17 protein-coding genes and 1 CRISPR repeat array (1 of these 18 only partly in view) are annotated in these 19,047 nt (G+C 54.2%); of the genes, 11 read left to right on the top strand and 6 right to left on the bottom strand.

Annotated features, from left to right (window positions below):
- Window positions 1–313: a CRISPR direct-repeat array (repeat unit 29 nt; unit sequence GGAAATACCCCCGCGAGTGCGGGGAAGAG); it reaches 3,194 nt to the left of the window's first position.
- Between the two features lie 21 nt (window positions 314–334).
- From cas2e to cas6e, 4 genes are read right to left on the bottom strand one after another with little or no spacing between them, the layout of a single operon-like run.
- Window positions 335–646: a type I-E CRISPR-associated endoribonuclease Cas2e gene (gene cas2e, locus ACEE09_RS04210; protein ID WP_449082360.1), complete on the bottom strand. Its 312-nt coding sequence runs from the start codon at window positions 644–646 to the stop codon at window positions 335–337.
- A 2-nt stretch (window positions 647–648) separates the two neighbouring features.
- On the bottom strand, window positions 649–1,587 hold the full coding sequence (gene cas1e, locus ACEE09_RS04205; protein ID WP_449082358.1) for a type I-E CRISPR-associated endonuclease Cas1e: 939 nt from the start codon (window positions 1,585–1,587) through the stop codon (window positions 649–651).
- Entirely contained in the window at window positions 1,584–4,214 is a 2,631-nt protein-coding gene (gene cas3, locus ACEE09_RS04200; RefSeq protein WP_449082356.1) for a CRISPR-associated helicase Cas3', read from the bottom strand. The genes cas1e and cas3 overlap by 4 nt, the downstream gene beginning before the upstream one ends.
- A gap of 9 nt (window positions 4,215–4,223) precedes the next feature.
- Window positions 4,224–4,913, bottom strand: a complete 690-nt coding sequence (gene cas6e, locus ACEE09_RS04195) for a type I-E CRISPR-associated protein Cas6/Cse3/CasE (RefSeq protein WP_449082354.1) — start codon at window positions 4,911–4,913, stop codon at window positions 4,224–4,226.
- Window positions 4,914–5,171: 258 nt separating this feature from the next.
- Between cas6e and ACEE09_RS04190 the strand changes: the two genes are divergently transcribed.
- The 7 genes from ACEE09_RS04190 (at window position 5,172) to ACEE09_RS04160 (ending at window position 13,080) form a co-directional block, all read left to right on the top strand.
- Complete coding sequence (locus tag ACEE09_RS04190; RefSeq protein WP_449082352.1) at window positions 5,172–6,797, top strand: type I-E CRISPR-associated protein Cse1/CasA; 1,626 nt, start codon at window positions 5,172–5,174, stop codon at window positions 6,795–6,797.
- Complete coding sequence (locus ACEE09_RS04185; protein ID WP_449082351.1) at window positions 6,787–7,404, top strand: type I-E CRISPR-associated protein Cse2/CasB; 618 nt, start codon at window positions 6,787–6,789, stop codon at window positions 7,402–7,404. Before ACEE09_RS04190 ends, ACEE09_RS04185 begins: the two co-directional genes overlap by 11 nt.
- Before the next feature lie 12 nt (window positions 7,405–7,416).
- On the top strand, window positions 7,417–8,481 hold the full coding sequence (gene cas7e / locus ACEE09_RS04180) for a type I-E CRISPR-associated protein Cas7/Cse4/CasC (RefSeq protein ID WP_449082349.1): 1,065 nt from the start codon (window positions 7,417–7,419) through the stop codon (window positions 8,479–8,481).
- Window positions 8,478–9,191 (top strand): type I-E CRISPR-associated protein Cas5/CasD, encoded by a 714-nt coding sequence (cas5e, locus tag ACEE09_RS04175; RefSeq protein ID WP_449082347.1) that lies wholly within the window; start codon window positions 8,478–8,480, stop codon window positions 9,189–9,191. Before cas7e ends, cas5e begins: the two co-directional genes overlap by 4 nt.
- Before the next feature lie 156 nt (window positions 9,192–9,347).
- Window positions 9,348–10,469 carry a pirin family protein gene (locus tag ACEE09_RS04170; protein WP_449082345.1) on the top strand — a complete coding sequence of 374 codons (1,122 nt, stop codon included), beginning with the start codon at window positions 9,348–9,350 and terminating at the stop codon, window positions 10,467–10,469.
- A 397-nt stretch (window positions 10,470–10,866) separates the two neighbouring features.
- Window positions 10,867–11,706: an NlpC/P60 family protein gene (locus ACEE09_RS04165; protein ID WP_449082343.1), complete on the top strand. Its 840-nt coding sequence runs from the start codon at window positions 10,867–10,869 to the stop codon at window positions 11,704–11,706.
- A 237-nt stretch (window positions 11,707–11,943) separates the two neighbouring features.
- Window positions 11,944–13,080 carry a trans-sulfuration enzyme family protein gene (locus ACEE09_RS04160; protein ID WP_449082341.1) on the top strand — a complete coding sequence of 379 codons (1,137 nt, stop codon included), beginning with the start codon at window positions 11,944–11,946 and terminating at the stop codon, window positions 13,078–13,080.
- 62 nt (window positions 13,081–13,142) lie between these two features.
- On the opposite strand, the gene ACEE09_RS04155 is transcribed toward ACEE09_RS04160, so the two are convergent.
- Window positions 13,143–13,664 carry a hypothetical protein gene (locus ACEE09_RS04155; RefSeq protein WP_449082339.1) on the bottom strand — a complete coding sequence of 174 codons (522 nt, stop codon included), beginning with the start codon at window positions 13,662–13,664 and terminating at the stop codon, window positions 13,143–13,145.
- A 480-nt stretch (window positions 13,665–14,144) separates the two neighbouring features.
- On the opposite strand from ACEE09_RS04155, the gene ACEE09_RS04150 reads away from it, so the two are divergent.
- Genes ACEE09_RS04150 through ACEE09_RS04140 form a run of 3 tightly spaced genes read left to right on the top strand, consistent with a single transcriptional unit; the run spans window position 14,145 to window position 16,439 of the window.
- Window positions 14,145–14,963, top strand: a complete 819-nt coding sequence (locus ACEE09_RS04150) for a transporter substrate-binding domain-containing protein (protein WP_449082337.1) — start codon at window positions 14,145–14,147, stop codon at window positions 14,961–14,963.
- Window positions 14,964–15,019: 56 nt separating this feature from the next.
- The gene (locus ACEE09_RS04145) at window positions 15,020–15,697 is read left to right on the top strand and encodes an amino acid ABC transporter permease (RefSeq protein ID WP_449082335.1); all 678 of its coding nucleotides are present in this window, start codon (window positions 15,020–15,022) and stop codon (window positions 15,695–15,697) included.
- A complete protein-coding gene (locus ACEE09_RS04140) occupies window positions 15,690–16,439 on the top strand; it encodes an amino acid ABC transporter ATP-binding protein (protein ID WP_449082334.1) in 750 nt (249 codons plus the stop codon). Before ACEE09_RS04145 ends, ACEE09_RS04140 begins: the two co-directional genes overlap by 8 nt.
- 217 nt (window positions 16,440–16,656) lie before the next feature.
- On the opposite strand, the gene ACEE09_RS04135 is transcribed toward ACEE09_RS04140, so the two are convergent.
- Complete coding sequence (locus tag ACEE09_RS04135) at window positions 16,657–17,346, bottom strand: hypothetical protein (RefSeq protein WP_449082332.1); 690 nt, start codon at window positions 17,344–17,346, stop codon at window positions 16,657–16,659.
- Between the two features lie 467 nt (window positions 17,347–17,813).
- Here ACEE09_RS04135 and ACEE09_RS04130 point away from each other — a divergent pair, with 467 nt between their 5' ends.
- Entirely contained in the window at window positions 17,814–19,025 is a 1,212-nt protein-coding gene (locus ACEE09_RS04130) for a glucose-1-phosphate adenylyltransferase family protein (RefSeq protein WP_449082330.1), read from the top strand.
- Window positions 19,026–19,047: the final 22 nt, after the last annotated feature.

Here is a 19,047-nt window from a genome sequence, read left to right as displayed (position 1 = left end):
GGGAAGAGAACCTCGGTACGCATCTCCGTGACTTCCTCTTGGAAATACCCCCGCGAGTGCGGGGAAGAGTCAAAGCCCTTGGCGCAGTGCTGGGCGTACCCGGAAATACCCCCGCGAGTGCGGGGAAGAGACCAGATTTCGTGGCAGCAGTCTTGAACCGGCGGAAATACCCCCGCGAGTGCGGGGAAGAGGCCACACCCAGTAAGGAGCCTTCTCTTGCCTAGGAAATACCCCCGCGAGTGCGGGGAAGAGGCACTGGAGCAAGGGGCCTGGTTACTTAAGAAGGAAATACCCCCGCGAGTGCGGGGAAGAGACCATCTGACTTGCGATTTTATCAGCTTAAACCTGAATTTTCGCTATTTTTGGGTACCGGAAGGTAGGCGAGAGAAAGCCCATCTAGTTCAATAACAGGGCGACTCTGGGCACCTACCGATTGAATAGTAAAACCCTGTTCCGACTGTCGGTCGCTGGTAACCATAGTGAATGATCCTTCTTTCGCGGCGAGCACACATCTTGCCCAAAGGTTTTCTCGTACTCGTTTTGACACATTACCGACGTATAGACCTGTCGATGCTTCTGACAAGAACCTGCTGAGATACCCACGCAGATGTTCAGGGATAGCAGTAGCCGAGAGAACTATAAACATACCTATTGTTCACCTCCGTACTGGGTGTGCCCTTCAACTTCTTCGCCGCGGTCGCTGATAAGCCGGTCGTCGTCTCTATTAGGTAAATGTGGGGTGAGCACTTCCATTAAAGTCTGAAGCATACCTTTGAGAACCTGCTGTTTAACAAGTTCCTTTCGAACTCCCGTCCTAACGTCTTCGGCAAGATTAATACTGCTATGACATGCGAAAGCAACGGGGATTGATAGCGAGGGCTTGTAAAGGTCAGCAAGATCAAAAAGAAGAGAGCGGGCGTCACCTCGATGAATAACTCCTAAAGCAGGGTTTACTCCGATAGCAGCACAGGCTGCTGCAGCACACCCGTAGAGGATAGAGTTAGCGATATTAAGCGCCATATTTACATTATCGTCGGCATCGACTTGCCTACGGAAGCCTATAATTTTGTGTTTTTTTGCTGTGTCGCGGTAGAGGTTTCTGATAGTCCGCCCCTCTAGTCCACGCATAGTGGCGATAGTTCCCCCGGGCATATGTTCAATACCAAGTTGCTTTTTATATAGGACGAGAGCCGCTGTGCGTTGATTCTTTTCTTGTGAAACGAGACGCGCTTGGGCGATTGCCCAACGAGCAGATGAGGTCAGCGGAGTTGCATGAGAGTAGGCTGGGACCCCACCGCCACCCGTGAACATGACTGTTGTTCCGGCACGGGTGCAAGAAATTATCGCGGGCTGGGTAATACTTGTTCCGGGACCAAGCATGAGCACTGAGAGTCCACTAACAGGTAACTGAACTCTTTTGCCAGCTATAACGCCTTTATCTGTATCTCCACCGTAAGCGATGACCCCTGTTTTATCTTGCCGGATAACGCAATATTCAAGGTAGAGGAAGGATACACGGTCTTCTAATCTGACTTGGTGGTCAGTGGGGATAGTTGAGAAGGCGAGAGCTTCTTCTGAGTAACTCATTGTTCACCGGTTCCTGTAAAGCCAAGGACAGGGTCGTAAACACTATTGTGGGGTATCTGCATGTAGTAGTAACGATTGAGAAGAGTCTTAGAGCTATCTAGCGAGGGTAGGGAATTGAGGTACTCTCGATTATCTTTTGATACAACAATGGGTAAGGACGCCCGTAGTGCCTTTTGGATTTCTGTTTGGTCATGCGCGGTGAGAGCGCACAGATCTTCTAAAGTTCCTTCCCAAGCACCGGGTATTTGCTCAGGACTTCCACCTACAATAACTTGACGGATTTCGCTATTGATAAGGCGGGTAAAGGCGCCATCATCTGAGTCGTTAAAATTTTTATCCGTCATGTCGCTAAACTCTTTGATGGTACTTAGAGGGTGCAGGGCATTGGCTAGTTTCTCAGATTTATCTTTACCTTTACGAAGGGCGGCAGAGTTTTCAGCGAACTGGTCTAGGTCTTCTGAAGTGAGAATAGAGTCAAGGGTTACAGCGGCAGCATCTACGAAGTCTTGGTTCATAGTTGGACATTCGAAGGTAGGGTTATCTTGTAGAAAACCCCAGGTACGTTGGAGCTCAGCTGGGTAGTATGGCTTAAGCATCCATGTTTCAGGCATATTGGGTTTGACAACTTGAATCGGTAGATTCGTAATTCCAGGGATTCGATTCTTTCTGTCGATATCTTCTCGTCTCCATACGCGTCCTGCTCGTTGAATCAAGGATGGTGCGGGGCAGAGATCCATAGAGAGCAAATCAAGGTCGATATCGAGAGAGGCCTCAATCGTTTGGGTACCAACAACAGTTAATGCCGTTCCTTGACCATTAGAGCCAATTGTTTGTTCAAGAAGTTCAGCATTACGTTTGCGGTGTTCAGCAGTCATGCGAGAATGCAACAGGATAACCGTTTCGCCCAGGTCTGATAGCTTCTGCGCAATGGCTTGAGCCCTTTTGACCGTATTACAGATAATGCCCAGTCTTGCTGAGGGAAATTCGTGTCGGTGCTCGATAGCCCATTGAATATGAGTTGACTCCAAATCAGGGTAGTCAGGCTCTGCGAAAGTAAAGTCAATAGTGTAAGTGGGAACGCTAAGTACGGTTTGGCTAGTCATGAAGTTTTCGACGTCAGCTGACTCGGCTGAAGGGAAAATCCCTTCCTTCTCTGGTTTGTGGCCCGTATACGCTGTGAGGAAGCGCTCGCGTTGCCATTGAGGAAAAGTCGCGGATAGAAAGGTTACCCGAGTGCGAGTGAGACCTAGCCAGGTTAATAGGGGTACTAGTAGTTCACTTTGGTAATGGTCGAGAGTATGAATCTCATCGATGACTACATGGGCGTTCGCGAGTGCTAGTAATCGTAGGTGAGTCCATTTCATGGGGATAGAGGCCATGAGTGGCTGATCGATAGTGCCAACACAAACGGGCGCAAGTAAGCGAGGAGCGCCTGATTTGACGAACTCGGTTGGATAGAGGCCCCCACTATCTTGACCATTACAGGTATCTGAGAAAACAGTGACGGGCCTGGTGTAGAAGTCTTCGATGGAAGATAGCCCATGTGCTAGAGAGGCAACGTTAGGGGTAGTGGAATATGCTTTTTGGACGCGTCGCATGAGAGCGTTAGTTGTGGCTTGGGTGGGAAGAAGGAAAATGAGCCGTTCATCTTTGAGCGAGTGCCGGAGCAGAGCTGCTTCAGTTTTTCCATTGCCAGTTGGTGCCATTGCATTCCAAATGCCTTCGCTTGCCGTGAGCGCTTCTTGTTGCAATGGTCTAGGTGCGTAGTTACCTAGGATAGAGGATTGAGCTGTTTCTGCATTTTCCCAACCGTGGTAAAGGCCTACAGTATCTTTGACGCGTTCTAGGGCACGGTCAGTACAAGCCTCAATCCAAGCTGCAGGTTCTTTAAAGGAAAGCTTCCCTTCCGCCAAAAGTTCTTGGTTCTGTGCTACCCAGTCAGTTCCCGAGGCAATACGGTCGGCAAGAATAACGAGTCCTGAAAGCAAGATGGTGACGGTCGGTGATACTTCTTCAGGAAAATCATCAGGTGAGATTCCAAGGGCTTCAGAGAGAACTTCGAGTAGGTCAGTTTGAGCGTCAGACCAGCCTGCTGCAAGTGCTTGTTGGAACCTTCGCTGGGTGACTTTGTTATTTCCCCGATCGGGGAAAGTGAAAGCGCCGTGATGCCCTAGCGCCGGAAGAGCAAACCAAAAATCTGACGTGCAATCATTACTATCAATTAGCTCTTCCTTAGCGAGGAAAAAAGCTCCAACTTGTTCATGCCGGGCAAGAAATCTATTACCACTTCGAGCTATATCAGCTAGAGTTCTCTCATCTAGGAAGAGACAGTCAGGCTCATGAACAGATATAGACTTGCGTATCTGATCCCATTCAAGGCCTTTTCGACGAGGCTGAGCCTGGAATATGGGTGAAGCCTTACCTATATCGTGAGAACCAGCAACCCACTGAACGATGCGTTCGCTTTCATCCCCTAGCTCGGAGGAGATAATATTACGTAGTCCCGGGCGAAGCCAATATCTGTAGAGTGCTTGAGCTACCGCTGCAGTATCTAGGAGATGCGCTAAGAGAGGATAAGCCTGATTAAGACCATTTTGCTTGGACCATAGATAAGGGTGAGTCTTCATTGTTTCTCCCTACTCAGCTAGTGGACGAATAGAGAGCAAACCACACCCATATGATTTTGCTCGACCGATGCCTTTCAACAGTATTTCTTCCAGATGTGCGGGATCTTCAACACGGGCAAAACCATCGACCGTATCAACTTGCACTACAAAAGGGCTCCCTTGTGCTCGTCCTGATCGGTCAGATCCCAGAACTTGTCGCTGATGGTTCATGATTGTTACATCACTAAGAGCGGGTGAGAGCTTATCAGCTAACCATTCGCTCATACGGGGAAGGGCCTTGTCGGCTTCTACGTCCCCGTCAAAGGGAATCTGAACGATTCCTTGGCCTCGTTTACCGTTGCTTCCTGGTTTGTTGCCCTTTCTCTTAACCGCGTTGAGAGCTAAGCGGAAAGATATATATGTTCCTGCAGGAGGTGAAACCAGTTCAACCTGTTTTGCTTCTACCGGGTGCCCCTCATTAGGGGCCAGACTAGACTGAATGAGGAAGTATGGGGCACTTCCTGCAATAGCATCGAGGCGAAAGAGGATGCTAGAGTCTGCGCGCGGGGTGTCGCCCATAAGTTCTGGAAAAAGGTGCATGATGGCACGATGGCGGAAAATAGGGGAGTTGACATCCCATCCACGTTGTGGTTTGTTGGGGTGATCTACCATGAGAGCTTCATGAACAGGATATTTGGTGAGGAACACTGTGCGAGACACTATTGCTTGCCTTCTTTCTGGCTGTATCAGCTGGGGTTGGTAAAGTTATTCTTGGCTCGGGTTCCTGCTACGTTTTCTGACGAGTGGCGGGGTAGTTCAATATAGTTGTAATGTCCGAGGCCTTCCCCGTAGTTACGGGGGAATCTGTTTCCAGTGTACTTACCTGGGAACAGAAGGGCAATAATTTTCTGGACATATAATTGTATTGTCTGTTCTTATGATTTACTCTGGAGATACAGATACCGAAGGAGGTAGTCGTTGCTATCTAATGCTTTGACTGACATTCCCTGGATTCGTCTTGAGACGGATAAGGGCATGTCTAGTGTCACTATAAGGGATGCGCTCTTATCTTCCCATCAAGAAGAAACAGCCCTTGATAAAAAAATCCCTGGGTACCTTTTAGGAGCCCAGAAACGGATTCTCCGAGACGTACTTGCTATAGTACTACGTCATGAAGAAGGCTATGAACCTCGAAAAGAAAAGAAACTAGCGAAAAAGATTCTTGAGCAGGGATTAAGCGAATCAGCCGTGGATCAAGGGCTTAAACAACTAGAGGACGGCGCAGATGTTTTTTCATCTACCTTCCCCTTCTTACAGCGTCCACCACTAGAGCCCGCCTCTTCCAAAGACTCCGCTCGTCTGCTCGCTCCTGGCAAGCAACCTGTCAAAAAATTGCTCCCTGCTATGCCAGCAGATCAAGGTGAGGACTTCTGGAACCTATCAGTAGCCCAGCAAACTAGCTTGAATCTTGTGGAAGCAGTGCAGAATCTTGCAGTGCATCACCATTACTCAATGGCTGGAAACAACACCTATGACGGTGAAAAGTGCGCTATGGGTTCTCCAGGGATTCGTTTTCTTGGAAAAGGGAACACCTCTACAGAAATTTTTTGGGAAGAGGATAGCCTGCTAGCAACTCTCCTGCAGTCTCTGCCCAAGACCTGGGTACAAGGAGAGGGCCTGCCAGCCTGGTGCGATAGATTGGGGACTACAGCCCTACTAGGTGATGGCACAGAACACCCCCTATGGGCAGGTACCTGGAGCTCCAATACTGCAGCCTGCCTCTGGGAAAGCGACCGCCTAGTCGGCGTGCGTATTGGCGGTATTCCTCAGGAATGGTATCTGCCTACTATGGGACAGGATAAAAATACGCGAAAGAACTGGTGGGACCAGCGCAATACCCACGATCCTTTTTATCTCTATATGGAGAACGAACAAGGCGACCCCAAGGCACAGCGACTTGATTTAGGCCGAGATGCTACAGATCTTGCTGTTGAATGGGCCGCGGCACATAAATCCGTAGCAGCTAAAAGCCAACGAGATGATTGTTTCTACTCATCCACTAAATCCAGGTTAGCTTTTATCCGACATCAGATTGAAGGAACTGCATCATCGCCCAGCATCCGTGCTTCACAGGTTTATACCCCTGACCCCGAGCGTTGGGTCTTTGGGCAAAGTGAAGACATACAAGACCTCATTAGAGAACAGGCTCGCGTCATACAACAGATGCACGCTATCGTCTGTTCACCTTTTAGGCGAAAAAATACGGGAGATGAAAAACGTGCTCAAGAAGGATACGCACCTGTCGTTCTTGATGATTTGGAGCAACTAAAGCCTGACGCTTCTGCTAACTATTGGAGAGCTATCACTCCGGTCTACATAGATTTCCTTCAACACGACTGTAAAGAACAGGGTTATCTGCCAAACTCTCTCCTCGAAGAGGCAATACATGCAGCAATAGGCGCATATGATGCGACCGTTTTGCCTTATCGCAACCAAAACGTGGCCCGCACCGAGTATGTGCGCGGACAACTTTATATGCGTCTTCGAAAAGCGATGAACATTATCAAGGAAACCCCTAACCAGGAGGAAACCGATGACAAATAATCAGCCAGAGACGTGGTATCACCTCATCAAAAAGGTGAACCGGATGGCAGCGCAAGAAAGCGGTCATGCCAAAGAAATTTCTGCCTTGCGCCGCGGAAATAGCCCCGTAACTGAACACTACGCTTACCCTTATGTTCTGCCCTACACAGCAGATTTTAAGTCTAAAGAACAGCAGACGGCTCTTTTAAGGGCTGTTGCGATGCTTGCCGAATATAAGGATATTCCAACATTCAGTAGAGACAATGGGGCGGGGTACCGCTCTTTTGGGTCCTGGTGTTATCACCTCTCCAAGCATCTAGCAGACGGAAAGCAAACGATTCTTAACCCCGATAAGCCTGATGTTGTGGGGCAGCGTCTTGCCTACCTTCATACGCAGCCACTTGAAGAGGCAGTCTTGAGCGTTAGGCGATTACTGGCTCTTGCTAATGGTTTGCAAAACCCACCGGCTCTCGATAAATACAACCTAGCAAAAACCATCATTTACTGGGGTAACGGACTCTCTCCGGCCTCGCAAGATATTCGTCGCCAGGTGCTGCGAGACTACTACTCTTCATTCAACTACACCCTTTCACAGGCCGAGGAAAACTCACCGGCCGACGACCAGTAAGGACAACTGACCATGTCAAACCATCTCACTATTAGCATCCTGACCTCCGTCCCCTACTCCAACCTCAACCGAGATGATAATGGAACACCCAAGCGTGTTACCGTTGGTGGCGCTCTACGTGCCCTCCACTCGTCCCAGTCAGTTAAGCGCGGTATTCGCGTTGCGTACGAAAAATCCTCTCTTGACCGTTCCGTGCGCTCAGGGGACCTTGCTAGTGAAGTCGTGGCTAAGGCTCTAGAAATTTCTCCCGATGCAGATGAAAAAGCTCTCTTGAAAGCGGCTAAAGGTATTGTCGGAACCCTTACTAAGGGAAGCGGTAAAGAGGAAGACAACGAAAGTGGTTCTGCACGTTCATCGTGGCTAAGCGAAGAAGAGATTACTACTGCCGCAACAACTATCCTGGATAAAACTAACTCTGATTTTATTCAGGAAGGTAAGACTGGCTCCCTCGCAATAGCCAGTTTCGGCCGCATGTTTGCCAACGCCCCACAGAAGAACACTGAGGCAGCTTTAAGCGTCTCACCTGGGGTGACAACCCATGCAGCTACTATCGAAACCGACTACTTCTCAACGGTAGACGATGTGAAAGAACGTAGGGGTGAAACTGGTGCAACCTTCCTGGGCGTGGCCCAGTACACCAATGGGATCTTCTACCGCACAATTAGCATTGATAAGGCCCAGCTCAAAGAATCCTGGACTGGCTTTGGCCAAGAGCGTTCAGAAGGTAACCTCCGCGACCTCATTACCGCAATTATTTACGGCCTGCCCCGCGGCAAGGAAAACAGCACTGCCCCCTATATCCAGCCTGCTCTCGTCCTCGCAGAGGAACAGCAGTACCGCACTGCCTATGACTTTGAAACCCCAGTGCTTAACGGCAAAGAGGGGGGCTACCTAGCTCCCAGTATTGAACGCCTTGCCAAGCAGTACCGCCAGGCCCGCAACTTTGACCCTGATAATTTCGGCCCTGTTGAAGCGCTGACTGGAACCTATGAGGGGCTCGACGGCCAGTTCGGCAACCTTAAAGCCACCTCCCTCAATGAATTCATCGATACTGTTGTTGAATGGATCCAGCAGTGAGTGATTCCATTTACATCCGGCTTGCCGGTCCCCTGCAGTCTTGGGCTGGGGCCACAGTAACCGGCAATATTGTTCATACTGAAGAAGTACCATCACCGCGGAGTCTTCGAGGTCTTCTTGCAGGGGCTATGGGATACAAGCGTGATGATGAAATGCCAATCTGGCTTGAAAGTATCCATTTCACTGTACGACAAGAACGCAGAGCGATTTTTGTAGATGACTTTCACACCATCAATCAACGTACTGGTGAAGAGAAATTTCGTCGTCGGTTGCTCTTGGCTCAGGGGATGAAAGCTAGTAGCGCTAAAAATCTAGTTTTTACTCCTGACGCTCAGGGCGGCACATCTATCGTCAACCGCACCTACCTGGCAGACGCGGAATTTATTGTCCGTATTACAGCCGAAGGTCGTACCGAAGAAATCGATCAGGCTCTGCGTAGCCCACGATTCTCCACTTATCTCGGACGAAAAGCCTTCCCTGCGGTTTTTCCCTTCTACCTGGGCGTAGGTAACTCAGAGCTGCTCTATCAGCTTCCTACAGTTGCCACGAGAAAAGGTCAGGAAAAAGCGTTGGTCACTATCCATGAGTTCGTGCAGAATCAGGCTATAGCCCCCTTCACTACGGAAGTCCCTGCGGTTTCTAATCGTGGGACTTGGCTGAAGGACGTTGGCACTCAGCTAAAGCGTCGCAAGACCGTCCTCTCTGCCTAGGGCGCTCCGCCGAACGCGACTCTTTTTCCCCACAGGACGTTAAAACAACGCCCGCTCGGGAAAAGGAGTCGCATTCGGCGTATCTGCCATCTGCCGTCCGCTTGCCCCGGCCGTCCGGTCACCCCACCCCCGTCCGCCCCGGCGTACACTAAACCTATGAAACTCATTGAGCCTCGCCCCGTGCCCCTGGGTGGGTTGCGCGCCATGACCGTCCGCCGCCTGCTGCCCTCTCGCGACCGCCGTATGGTCGGTGCCTGGTGCTTCATCGACCACTATGGCCCCGATGACGTCGCCGTCACCGGCGGTATGCGCGTCGCCCCGCACCCTCACACCGGCCTGCAAACTGCCAGCTGGATCTTCACCGGCACTATCGAACACCGCGACTCCCTTGGCACCGTCGCCGACGTCCGCCCCGGCGAGCTCAACCTCATGACCGCCGGCTACGGCATCAATCACTCCGAATACTCCACGCCAGACACCACTGTGCTGCACGGCATCCAGCTCTGGATCGCCCTGCCCCGCGACGATATGAACACCGCCCCCGCCTTCGAAAACTTCGTGCCCGAGGCCCTCACTTTCGGCGGGCAGGGGAGCGGGCAGAACGCGTCCGCCCCGGCTGGAGTGCAGGCCCGCGTCTTCCTGGGGGAGCTGGGTGTGACTGTCGATGAGGAAACCAAGACCGCCTCGTCCCCCGTCACCACCTTCTCGCCCCTGCTGGGCGCTGAAATCCTGGTGGGTGCCCCCGGCTCAGACCCTCGGGCCGACAAGAACCCGGCAGAAGATGCCCCGCGCCGAACCCTCACCCTGACCCTTAACCCCGAGTTTGAGCACGGCTTTGTGGTCGATACCGGTGCCCTCCTTATTAAGGGCCAGCGCGTTGCCGCCGACGAGATGCTCTTCATCGAGCCCGGCACCGAAGAGCTGACCATTGGGGCCATCGGGGACACCCGCCTGATCCTGCTCGGCGGCACCCCCTTTGGCGAAAAAATCACCATGTGGTGGAACTTCATCGGCCGCACCCATGAAGACATCGTTGAGGCCCGCGCCGCCTGGAACGCCCAGGCCGGCAGCTTCGAGGCCGTTACCGCACCGGCGGGTGCCTCTGGTGCTGACATCGTGACCGGTGGCGCCCTTGCCGCCGGTCAGGGCGCTACCGCCGATCACCCCCGCTTCGGCGGGGTGGTGCTACTGCCCGGTGAATACGACGAAAAGCCCCGCACCTCCGTCATTCCCGCCCCGGAGCTACCTAACGTCCGACTGAAGCTGCGCGGCGACTAGCCCCCGTGCAGGGGGCGGACGTCCGCCCTTACCCCCACCAGCAGTTAAGGTGTAGTCTGTGTCACTGTTTTGTGATGAAACCGTGACTCACCCGCTATTGTGGCGCATATTATGCCAGTTTGCTCCAACTAGGCAGGTTGCTGCCCATTAATCCGCGGTGACCAGGGTTAACGGAAAGCACCCGCCGCCTCTCACACCCCCGCAAGAGGGTGATATATGCCCGAAAAACCAACTTTCTATAACGATTCGGTATACATCGTTACCAAACCGTTATAGGCTGTTCAGAGTCCAATCAGCTTCCGAGGGAAGCATGGGAGCCCACAACCCCACGTACGGGCCACCCAGCAGTAGCAGCAACCCGGCTGCGAAATCTCAAGAAGAGACGAAAGGTACAACATTGCGTCGTTCACTCTCCGTAGGTGCGGTAGGCATCATCCTGTCCGGTGCTGTTCTAGCAGCAGCAAACGCATCAGATAATGAAGCACCGCAGACCACCGTAGACAACGGTGCAACCGTTTCAACCCCCCTACTCAAGTCATTCGCCGTTGCCGGTGAAGGCAAGGTCGTTGACTGGGGCGTACCCGAATACGTCGTGGCCCCCGAAAAGCCCGTTGAAGCAACCCCCGTCATCGAAGAAGCTCCCGCAGCTGAAGAGGCACCCGTAGAGGAAGCCCCCGCTGTTGAAGAAGCACCGGTTGTTGAAGAAGCTCCCGTTGTAGAAACCCTCGTCACTGTTCAGGCAGAAACCATCGAGGTTGTAGAAGCAGCTCCCGCTCCTGCCCCCGTTGAAGAAGTTGCAGCCCCCGCACCCGTTGAGACTGTAGCTCCCGTAGCAGCCCAGGCACCCGCCGCACCCGCTGCAACCCCCACTCTTTCCACCGCCACCAACCAGGCCAAGCGTGACGCTGTTGTAGCAGCCGCCCTCGGCGCTGCCGCAGTCAACGCACAGACCGACTGCACCATGCTGGCAACCAACTCACTGCGCGCCGCAGGCATCAACTTCCACGGCTGGCCCATGGACTACATGTCACTCGGCACCGTTACCGCCAACCCCCAGCCCGGCGACCTGGTCCTCTACCAGTCCAACGGCTTCGGTCAGCAGCACATCGCCGTTTATATCGGCAACGGCCAGGCCGTACACGGTGGCTGGAACGGCATCGGCACCACCGTATTCTCGGTCAACCTGCCCACCGCGTCCGCACCGATCTTCGTATCACCTGCTGGTTACAACAACTAAACCAGCCGCCTCGCGCGTCTTTACGTAAGAAAACCCTCGAACCCACTAGGGATCGGGGGTTTTCTGCTACCTAACTAACCTGCAACAAACATGACGAGCAGGCCTTCCTACACCCCTGGCCTGTACCCCGGTGAACACCCCAGCAGAATGTCATAAAGGCGTAACCTTAATTCCCTGCCTCGCAGATAAGAGGTATAGGCTCTATAGGTAGGATTTTTGATATTGAAGGGAATCACCGTGGCAGGCTTCACCACCCGCGCAATCCACGCCGTGCACACCAACGAAGAGCAAGCCGTGGTGCCCCCCGTCTACACAGCCACCACTTTCGGCCAACCCACAGACGGCACCGAAGGCCCCTTCGAATACCAGCGCGGTGGCAACCCCACCCGCTCCAAGACAGAAACCACCCTCGCCGCCATTGAGGGTGCCCAATACGCCTACCTCTACGCCTCCGGTATGGGTGCCACCGCCGCAGCCATGGGAATCCTCGAACACGGCCAAACCCTTATCATGGGCATGCCCGTCTACGGCGGCAACTACCGTTTTGCCACCATCGAACTGCCCAAGCGCGGCGTCAACCATGAACTAATCTACGACCCCTCCGCCCTCTGCGACGCTCACTTTGAAGGGAAAAACGTGGGCATGGTCTTCATTGAGACGCCCTCCAACCCCACCCTGCGCGTCACCGACATCAAAAAAGTGGCCGACCTAGCCCACCGCCACGGGGCCCTGCTAGTTGTCGACAACACCCTCATGACCCCTTACCTACAAAAACCCCTCGACCTGGGCGCAGACATCGTGGTGCAGTCCGCCACCAAGTACCTGGCCGGGCACGGTGACCTGCTCGCGGGCGTCGCCAGCACCAATAAGGCAGAGTTAGCTGACAAGCTTTTTAAGGCCCAGCTGATCTCTGGCGGTGTGCTCTCACCCATCGACTCCTACCGTCTGCTGCAGAACGTCAAAACCCTGGCCCTGCGCATGGAGCGCCAGCAGGCCAACGCCGCCACCCTGATTGAGGCTGTCGCTGCTCACCCCGCCGTTGACACCGTCTATTTCCCCGGCTCCTACAGCGCCGAAGAAGCTGAAATTCAGGCCGAACAGGCCACCGGCAAGGGCGCCCTCTTCTCCTTCACCCTCAAAGAAGGCCGCGACATCAAGGCCTTCCTCGATGCCCTGCAGGTCTTCACCTTCGCCGTCTCCCTCGGCGGCATTGAGTCCCTGGTCTGCCTGCCCACCACCATGACCCAGGGCGCCTACTCCCCAGAAGACCGCGACGACGCCGGCCTCACCACCCGCCTGGTGCGCGTTGCTGTTGGTATTGAAGATATCGATGACCTGCTGGAGGATATGACCTTTGCCTTGGATGCTGCCTAGGGCGGGGTAAAGATACGAAGGGTGGGCTTCTGCGGTAGAAGCCCACCCTTCTGTGTGAGGGGTCAGTTGAGCGGTTTAGCGGCGAACCCTCGAGGTATCATCTTGATTGAGGTTTTCTCAATGAGACCGTCGACTTGAACGCGGTCAAGTTCTTGACCGGTTGAGCGGTCGTAACGAATCATCTGGATTTCTTCGTCTTGGTTATAAGAGAAGACAACGATATCGTCTTCCCTGAAAACAACCTGTGAGTTGGACAGCCCTTTTTTAGTTGCGGAGATATCGAAGAGTTCTTTGGTGACGCCGGTGGCAACATCGGTCTCATAGATAGTGTTCCCCAGGTACCAGGACAGTTTGCCATCTTTGATAGCTTCATTATCTATGGCTTGAGCATGTGCTACTCCAGTGCCGTCTTCATGGGTAAGAGGTAGCGGGGCTCCTTCTTCATCCGTCACAGGGACCGCTAAGAACTCTCTTGTTTCAAGGTCGAAGGTGAGCACATCGCCGTACTGATAGCTACCGTATTCATTCTCTTCAGGCAGTGTACCCAGGGCAAATACTTTTCCGTCCCACCCTGATGGTTTCATAGGTTCCATCAGCTTTAATGAGGGCAAGATAGCTACGGTCAACGGGGGTCGAACCAACTACTGAAGGGCTGAGGTAGAGCACGTATTCAACGTCCTCTAAGTTATTCCCGGCAAGTTTTGCCTCGGGCCATCCGTCTAAAGCTGGGGGAGGGGTGCAGGCAGTAAGGAGGAAGGCGGCTGTGAGTGCGATAAGGCTTCTTTTTTTCATGGTAATCTCCTTACTTAGCTCACAGTATAGTAAATTTCGGTGTGTTCGGAGTCCTTAATGTTGTAGGGGCTCAGTTCTACAAGCTCGGCGATAGGGTCGTCGCTACTTGCTGAAGCAGCGGTGGCGGTCCCTGCATTGGTAGTGTTTTATGCCGCCTCCAAACTCTCTTGAAAAATTTTCCTCATCATCGCGTAACAATAATTCTTTGCAGGGGCTCCACCTGTTATAAGCTTGCGCCGTTACCCAAAGTGCCACCACCGAAAGGCAAACCCATGCAGAACATCACCCGCCGCACCGCACTCTCCCTCACCGGCGCGTCCGCCCTCGCCCTGGCCCTGGCCGCCTGCAGCTCATCAGACAAGACCGCAAGCACCGCAGCTGCTGACAAACTCCAAGCTATTAAGGACGCCGGAAAAATCCGCATTGGCTTCGAAGGCACCTTCGCCCCCTGGAACTACCACAACGAAACCGGCGAACTAGTCGGCATGGAAAAAGAAATCGGCGACCTCATCGCCGCCGACCTGGGCGTCACAGCCGAATACATCGAAACCCAGTGGGATTCCCTCCTAGCCGGTGTAGACGCTGACCGCTACGACATCGTCATCAACAACGTCTCACCCACCGAAGAACGCCAGAAAAAATACGACTTCTCCACCCCCTACGTCGCCTCACAAGGCAAGGTAGCCGTACTAAAAGACTCACCCCTACAGACCATCGCCGACCTCAACGGCGCCACCGCAGCATCCTCTGAAACCTCCGTCTTCCGCACCCTGCTCGAAGAAGCCGGCGCAAAAATGACCATCGTCACCGGCTTCGACGAAGCCATCGAACAGGTACTCACCGGCCGTGTGGACGCCTGCGGCAACGACGCTGTCACCTTCGCCTACTACCAGGAACAGCACCCCGACGCCCCCATCCGCCTACTCGATGGGCTACTAGGCGAACCCTCAGAATCAGCAATCCTGATGCCCAAGGGCGCCACCAGCCTACAGGCCGCCATCAACGACTCCATCGACAAGCACATAGCCAACGGCGACTTCAAAGCCATCTACGAAAAGTACGTTGGCATCGACCTGACCCCCAAGGCCTAACCGGCCCCGGCAAGCCGCCCACCGGCGTCCGAACCGAAAGTAACCCGTAGAAGACTATGGACCGCTACCTAGAACTCTGGGCACAATCCCTGCCCTCCCTGCTGCTGGCCACCGCCCAAGTGACCATCCCCCTGACCCTCATCTCCTTCGCACTGGCGCTGGTACTGGGTCTGCTGGCCACCGCCGCCCGCAACCTCAGCCGCTACAACCCGCTCAACTGGCTAGCAACAGCCTTCGTCTGGTTCTTCCGCGGCACCCCGCTTCTGGTGCAGCTCTTCCTAGTCTTCTACGGGCTACCCCGCATAGGTATCACCCTCGACACCTGGCCCGCCGCCATCATCGCCCTGAGCCTCAACACCGGCGCCTACGTGGCCGAAACCTTCCGCTCCGCCTACGCATCCATCCCCCGCGGCCAGTTCGAGGCCGCCCGCACCCTCAACTTCACTAAGATGCAAACCCTGCGCCACGTCGTCATCCCGCAGGCCACCCGCATCGCCCTACCCCCGCTAGGTAACGACCTGATCGACCTGGTCAAGGGCACCTCCCTGGTGTCGGTCATCTCCATGATTGACCTCTTCCAAGCTGGCAAGCAGGTCGCCGCCCGCACCTTCGAGCCCCTTGCCATGTACCTTGAAGTAGCCGCCATCTACCTGGTCATCTTCACCCTGCTCTCCATGGCCCAGCGCGCTCTAGAGAAGCACACCAGCCGTTACATAAGGACAGCCAATGCTTAGCCTGAAGAACCTCACCAAAAGCTTCGGCGAGAACACCATTCTGCGTGACATCTCCCTAGACCTAGAACACGGCGAAACCACCGTCATCCTCGGGCCCTCAGGCTCCGGCAAATCCACCCTGCTCCGCTGCCTAAACCTGCTAGAAACCCCCGAGGCAGGCGTCCTCACCATCGAAGGGGACTCGGTAAACTTCGCCACCGGCCTGAGCGAGGAGCAGGTGCGCACCATCCGCAAACACTCGGCCATGGTCTTCCAGAACTTCAACCTCTTCCCCCACTACACCGCCGAACAGAACGTGGCCCTGGCCCCGGTGCTCAACGGCAAGATGGGTAAGGACGCCGCCGCCCAACTCGCGCGCGAGCTACTAGAAAAAGTGGGGTTGGGGCATAAGGCAGACTCATACCCCGATAACCTCTCCGGTGGGCAGCAGCAGCGCGTCGCTATCGCCCGCGCCCTGGCAGTTGCCCCCGACTACCTACTCTTTGATGAGCCCACCAGCGCCCTGGATCCTGAGCTTGAAGCTGAGGTTATTCGCGTCTTGATTGACCTGGCACGCGAGAAACGCTCCCTGGTGGTGGTCACCCACAACATGGCTTTTGCCCGCCGGGTTGCTGACCGTATCATCTTCCTTGACGGCGGCAGCGTGCTCTACAACGGGGCCCCCGAAGCCTTCTTTGACTCCGATAATGAGCGTATTCAGCGCTTCTTGCAGATTTTTGAGATGACGGACTACCACATCTAAGGCGCTGGGGCGCTAGGGGCGGCCTGGGCGTAGAGATGCCGGCCTGAGCGCCGCAGAGCCGACTTCACCCCGTCCTTTCTCTCTTCACCCCGTCCTTTCTCTCTTCACCCCGAGATAATCACTAGGGTGAAGAGAGAACAGAGGGGGTAAAGTTTTGCTTCTCGAAGGCTGCGGTTGCGTGACTCTGGCAAAATTTATCTTTGATTAGCCCCGTCTGCTATTCAGCGAATTCCCCAGCGATAAATTCCTGCATATAGGGTAAGACAAAAGAGAGCTTGCCATGGCCTGTTGCCGCGATAACTTCCGCTTTCAAAAGACGCTGGCGGTAGACGCTGAGCTCTTGAACGGTTTTGCCGAGGCGCCCTGCAATGTCAGCAATTTTGCTTTCCCCTTCGTCATGAGCCATAGCCTTCAGAAATTCCATATCACCGTCAGAGAGTGCAGATAGGGCAGGCTCATGTACAAGATAGGTGAGCTTTGAGCGAGAAACCTGAATTGCTTCTTGCACTGTAGTTGCATCCACCTGAGAACCGTCAGCAGACAGCCGCCAGGCATGGTAGCCCAGTAACTGTATGAGATAGGGGTACCCCTGAGAGGCGATAGCTGCTTGTTCTACCGCCTCTGATTCGATGGTTTTACCGCTACTGGCAAATGCTTCTACAAAGGCGTTGTGTCTGGCTTGCGGTGAGAGAAGCCCTAGCGAATAGCGTTCTGCCCGCCTCAGAAAGGTAAGGACGTTGTCATTCAGCAAATCATGGATCGCGTGGGGTAGCCCGGCGGCAACAAACATGATGTTGCGCCCTTCACGGAAGAGATGTTGGATTGCTGTCGCAATTTCTCTGAGGTCATCTATGTTCTCGCGGTGGACTTCATCGAGGGTAATGAGTAACCTTGAGTTCCTTGGCACGGCCAAAGATATTGGGCGGGGTAGCACCGAAAGATGGGGAGAAAGGATTGCTCATACCCCTCATTTTATACTTTTTATACTTTTTTATACTTTCGTCTAAACCGCTACTCAACTTATCTGAGTACGGTCGGAGTGTGCACCACAATACCGTCACCCTCCCGCCCAAAAATAGGCTTTTTCACCATGCTCCTGCAAGGGGAAAGAAGGTCCGCTCTGCTTCTGCGATGATGAACCGCCCAACAGCGGCGCAACACGAGCAGGGGCAGAATGGTTAACGGCACCAATACCAATAATGGCTGTCCCACCTGCATAAAGGCAGGGGTGGGGGCTAAAATCTAGGCGGACGCCGCCGCACATTTTCTTGCCTGTGGGGCAGGGGAATGTGGGGTGGCGTCCTTGTTTCGGTGTGGAAAGTATGTCACCATATCAATAACGATATGCACGCTTATTATCTGAGGTAGAGGATCGTGTCAGACCCATTTCCCTATGCCCAGCAGTCACCTACTATTGCGCTCATTCTGGCCGGAGGGCAGGGGCACAGGTTATCTCCTCTCACTGATCACCGCTCCAAACCAGCTATCCCCTTTGCCGGTATTTACCGCATTATCGATGTAGCCCTATCAAACCTGGCTCATTCGGGCATCCGCCATGTGTGGGTGGTGGAGCAGTACCAGCCTTTTGCCCTCAACCAGCACCTAGCTGGGGGCCGCCCCTGCGATCTTGATGGCACCCGGGACGGCCTGCGTATTCTTCCCCCGATTGAGGGCCGCCCCGAAGATGGGTTCGCCCAGGGCAACGGCCATGCCCTTTTCCAACAGCTTCCCTTGCTGGAATCTGCCGGGGCCCAGAACGTGATAGTGATGAGCGCCGACCACCTCTACCAGCTTGATTTACGCCCGGTGCTGGCCCAGCACCAGGAACGCAGGTCAGATTTGACGGTGGTAACGACCGAGATAGATGAGGACGCCTCCCGCTACGGTGTGGTGCGCACCGGTAAGGGCGGGGCGGTCACCCACTACGATTACAAGCCTGAGCAGCCTGCCAGCCAGAAGGTTGCCACCGAGATTTTTGTTTTCTCTGTGGCAGCCCTGCGGGCGACCTTAGACAGCCTGCTTGAAGGTGTGGACCGCTCTGATACTGAGGCAGTTGGTGAGGCCCTGGGCGACTACGGGCAGACTATTATCCCGTCCCTAGTGAAGCAGCATACGGTGCACGAGTATCTGCTTGAAGGCTACTGGAAAGATATCGGCACCATTGACGCCTACTACCGCGCCCACATGGACCTCTTGGAAGGCAAGGGGCTGAACCTGGATGCTCCTGGGTGGGCTATTATCCCTCACCCTGACCCCTATGCCCCTGCCTACCTTGCACTTTCGGCGCAGGTGAACGGGTCCATGGTTGCCCACGGTGCCCGTGTGCATGGCCAGGTGGACTCTAGCGTCGTTGGCCCTGGTGTTACCGTCGAAGCTGGGGCTCGTGTGGAGCGTTCTATCCTGATGGGTAATACCGTGGTGCCTGCCGGGGCTCACCTTCAGTCTGTGATTGTTGATGTGGGTGTGAGTGTGCCTGCTGAGAAGGTAGGGCAGACTAAGCCGGGGCCGGGTAATATCACCGTTCTTGCCAGTAAGCCCACCGGCCAGGGTGATGGCCACGGGGATGAAACAGTCGCAATGGCCTAGAACCCTAGAGCCATAGATTCTA

It is taken from the genome of Rothia sp. 88186D007BW (assembly GCF_053544215.1).
The sequence above is the reverse complement of the archived record's forward strand: the minus strand, read 5'-3'. Positions and strand labels throughout refer to the sequence as shown.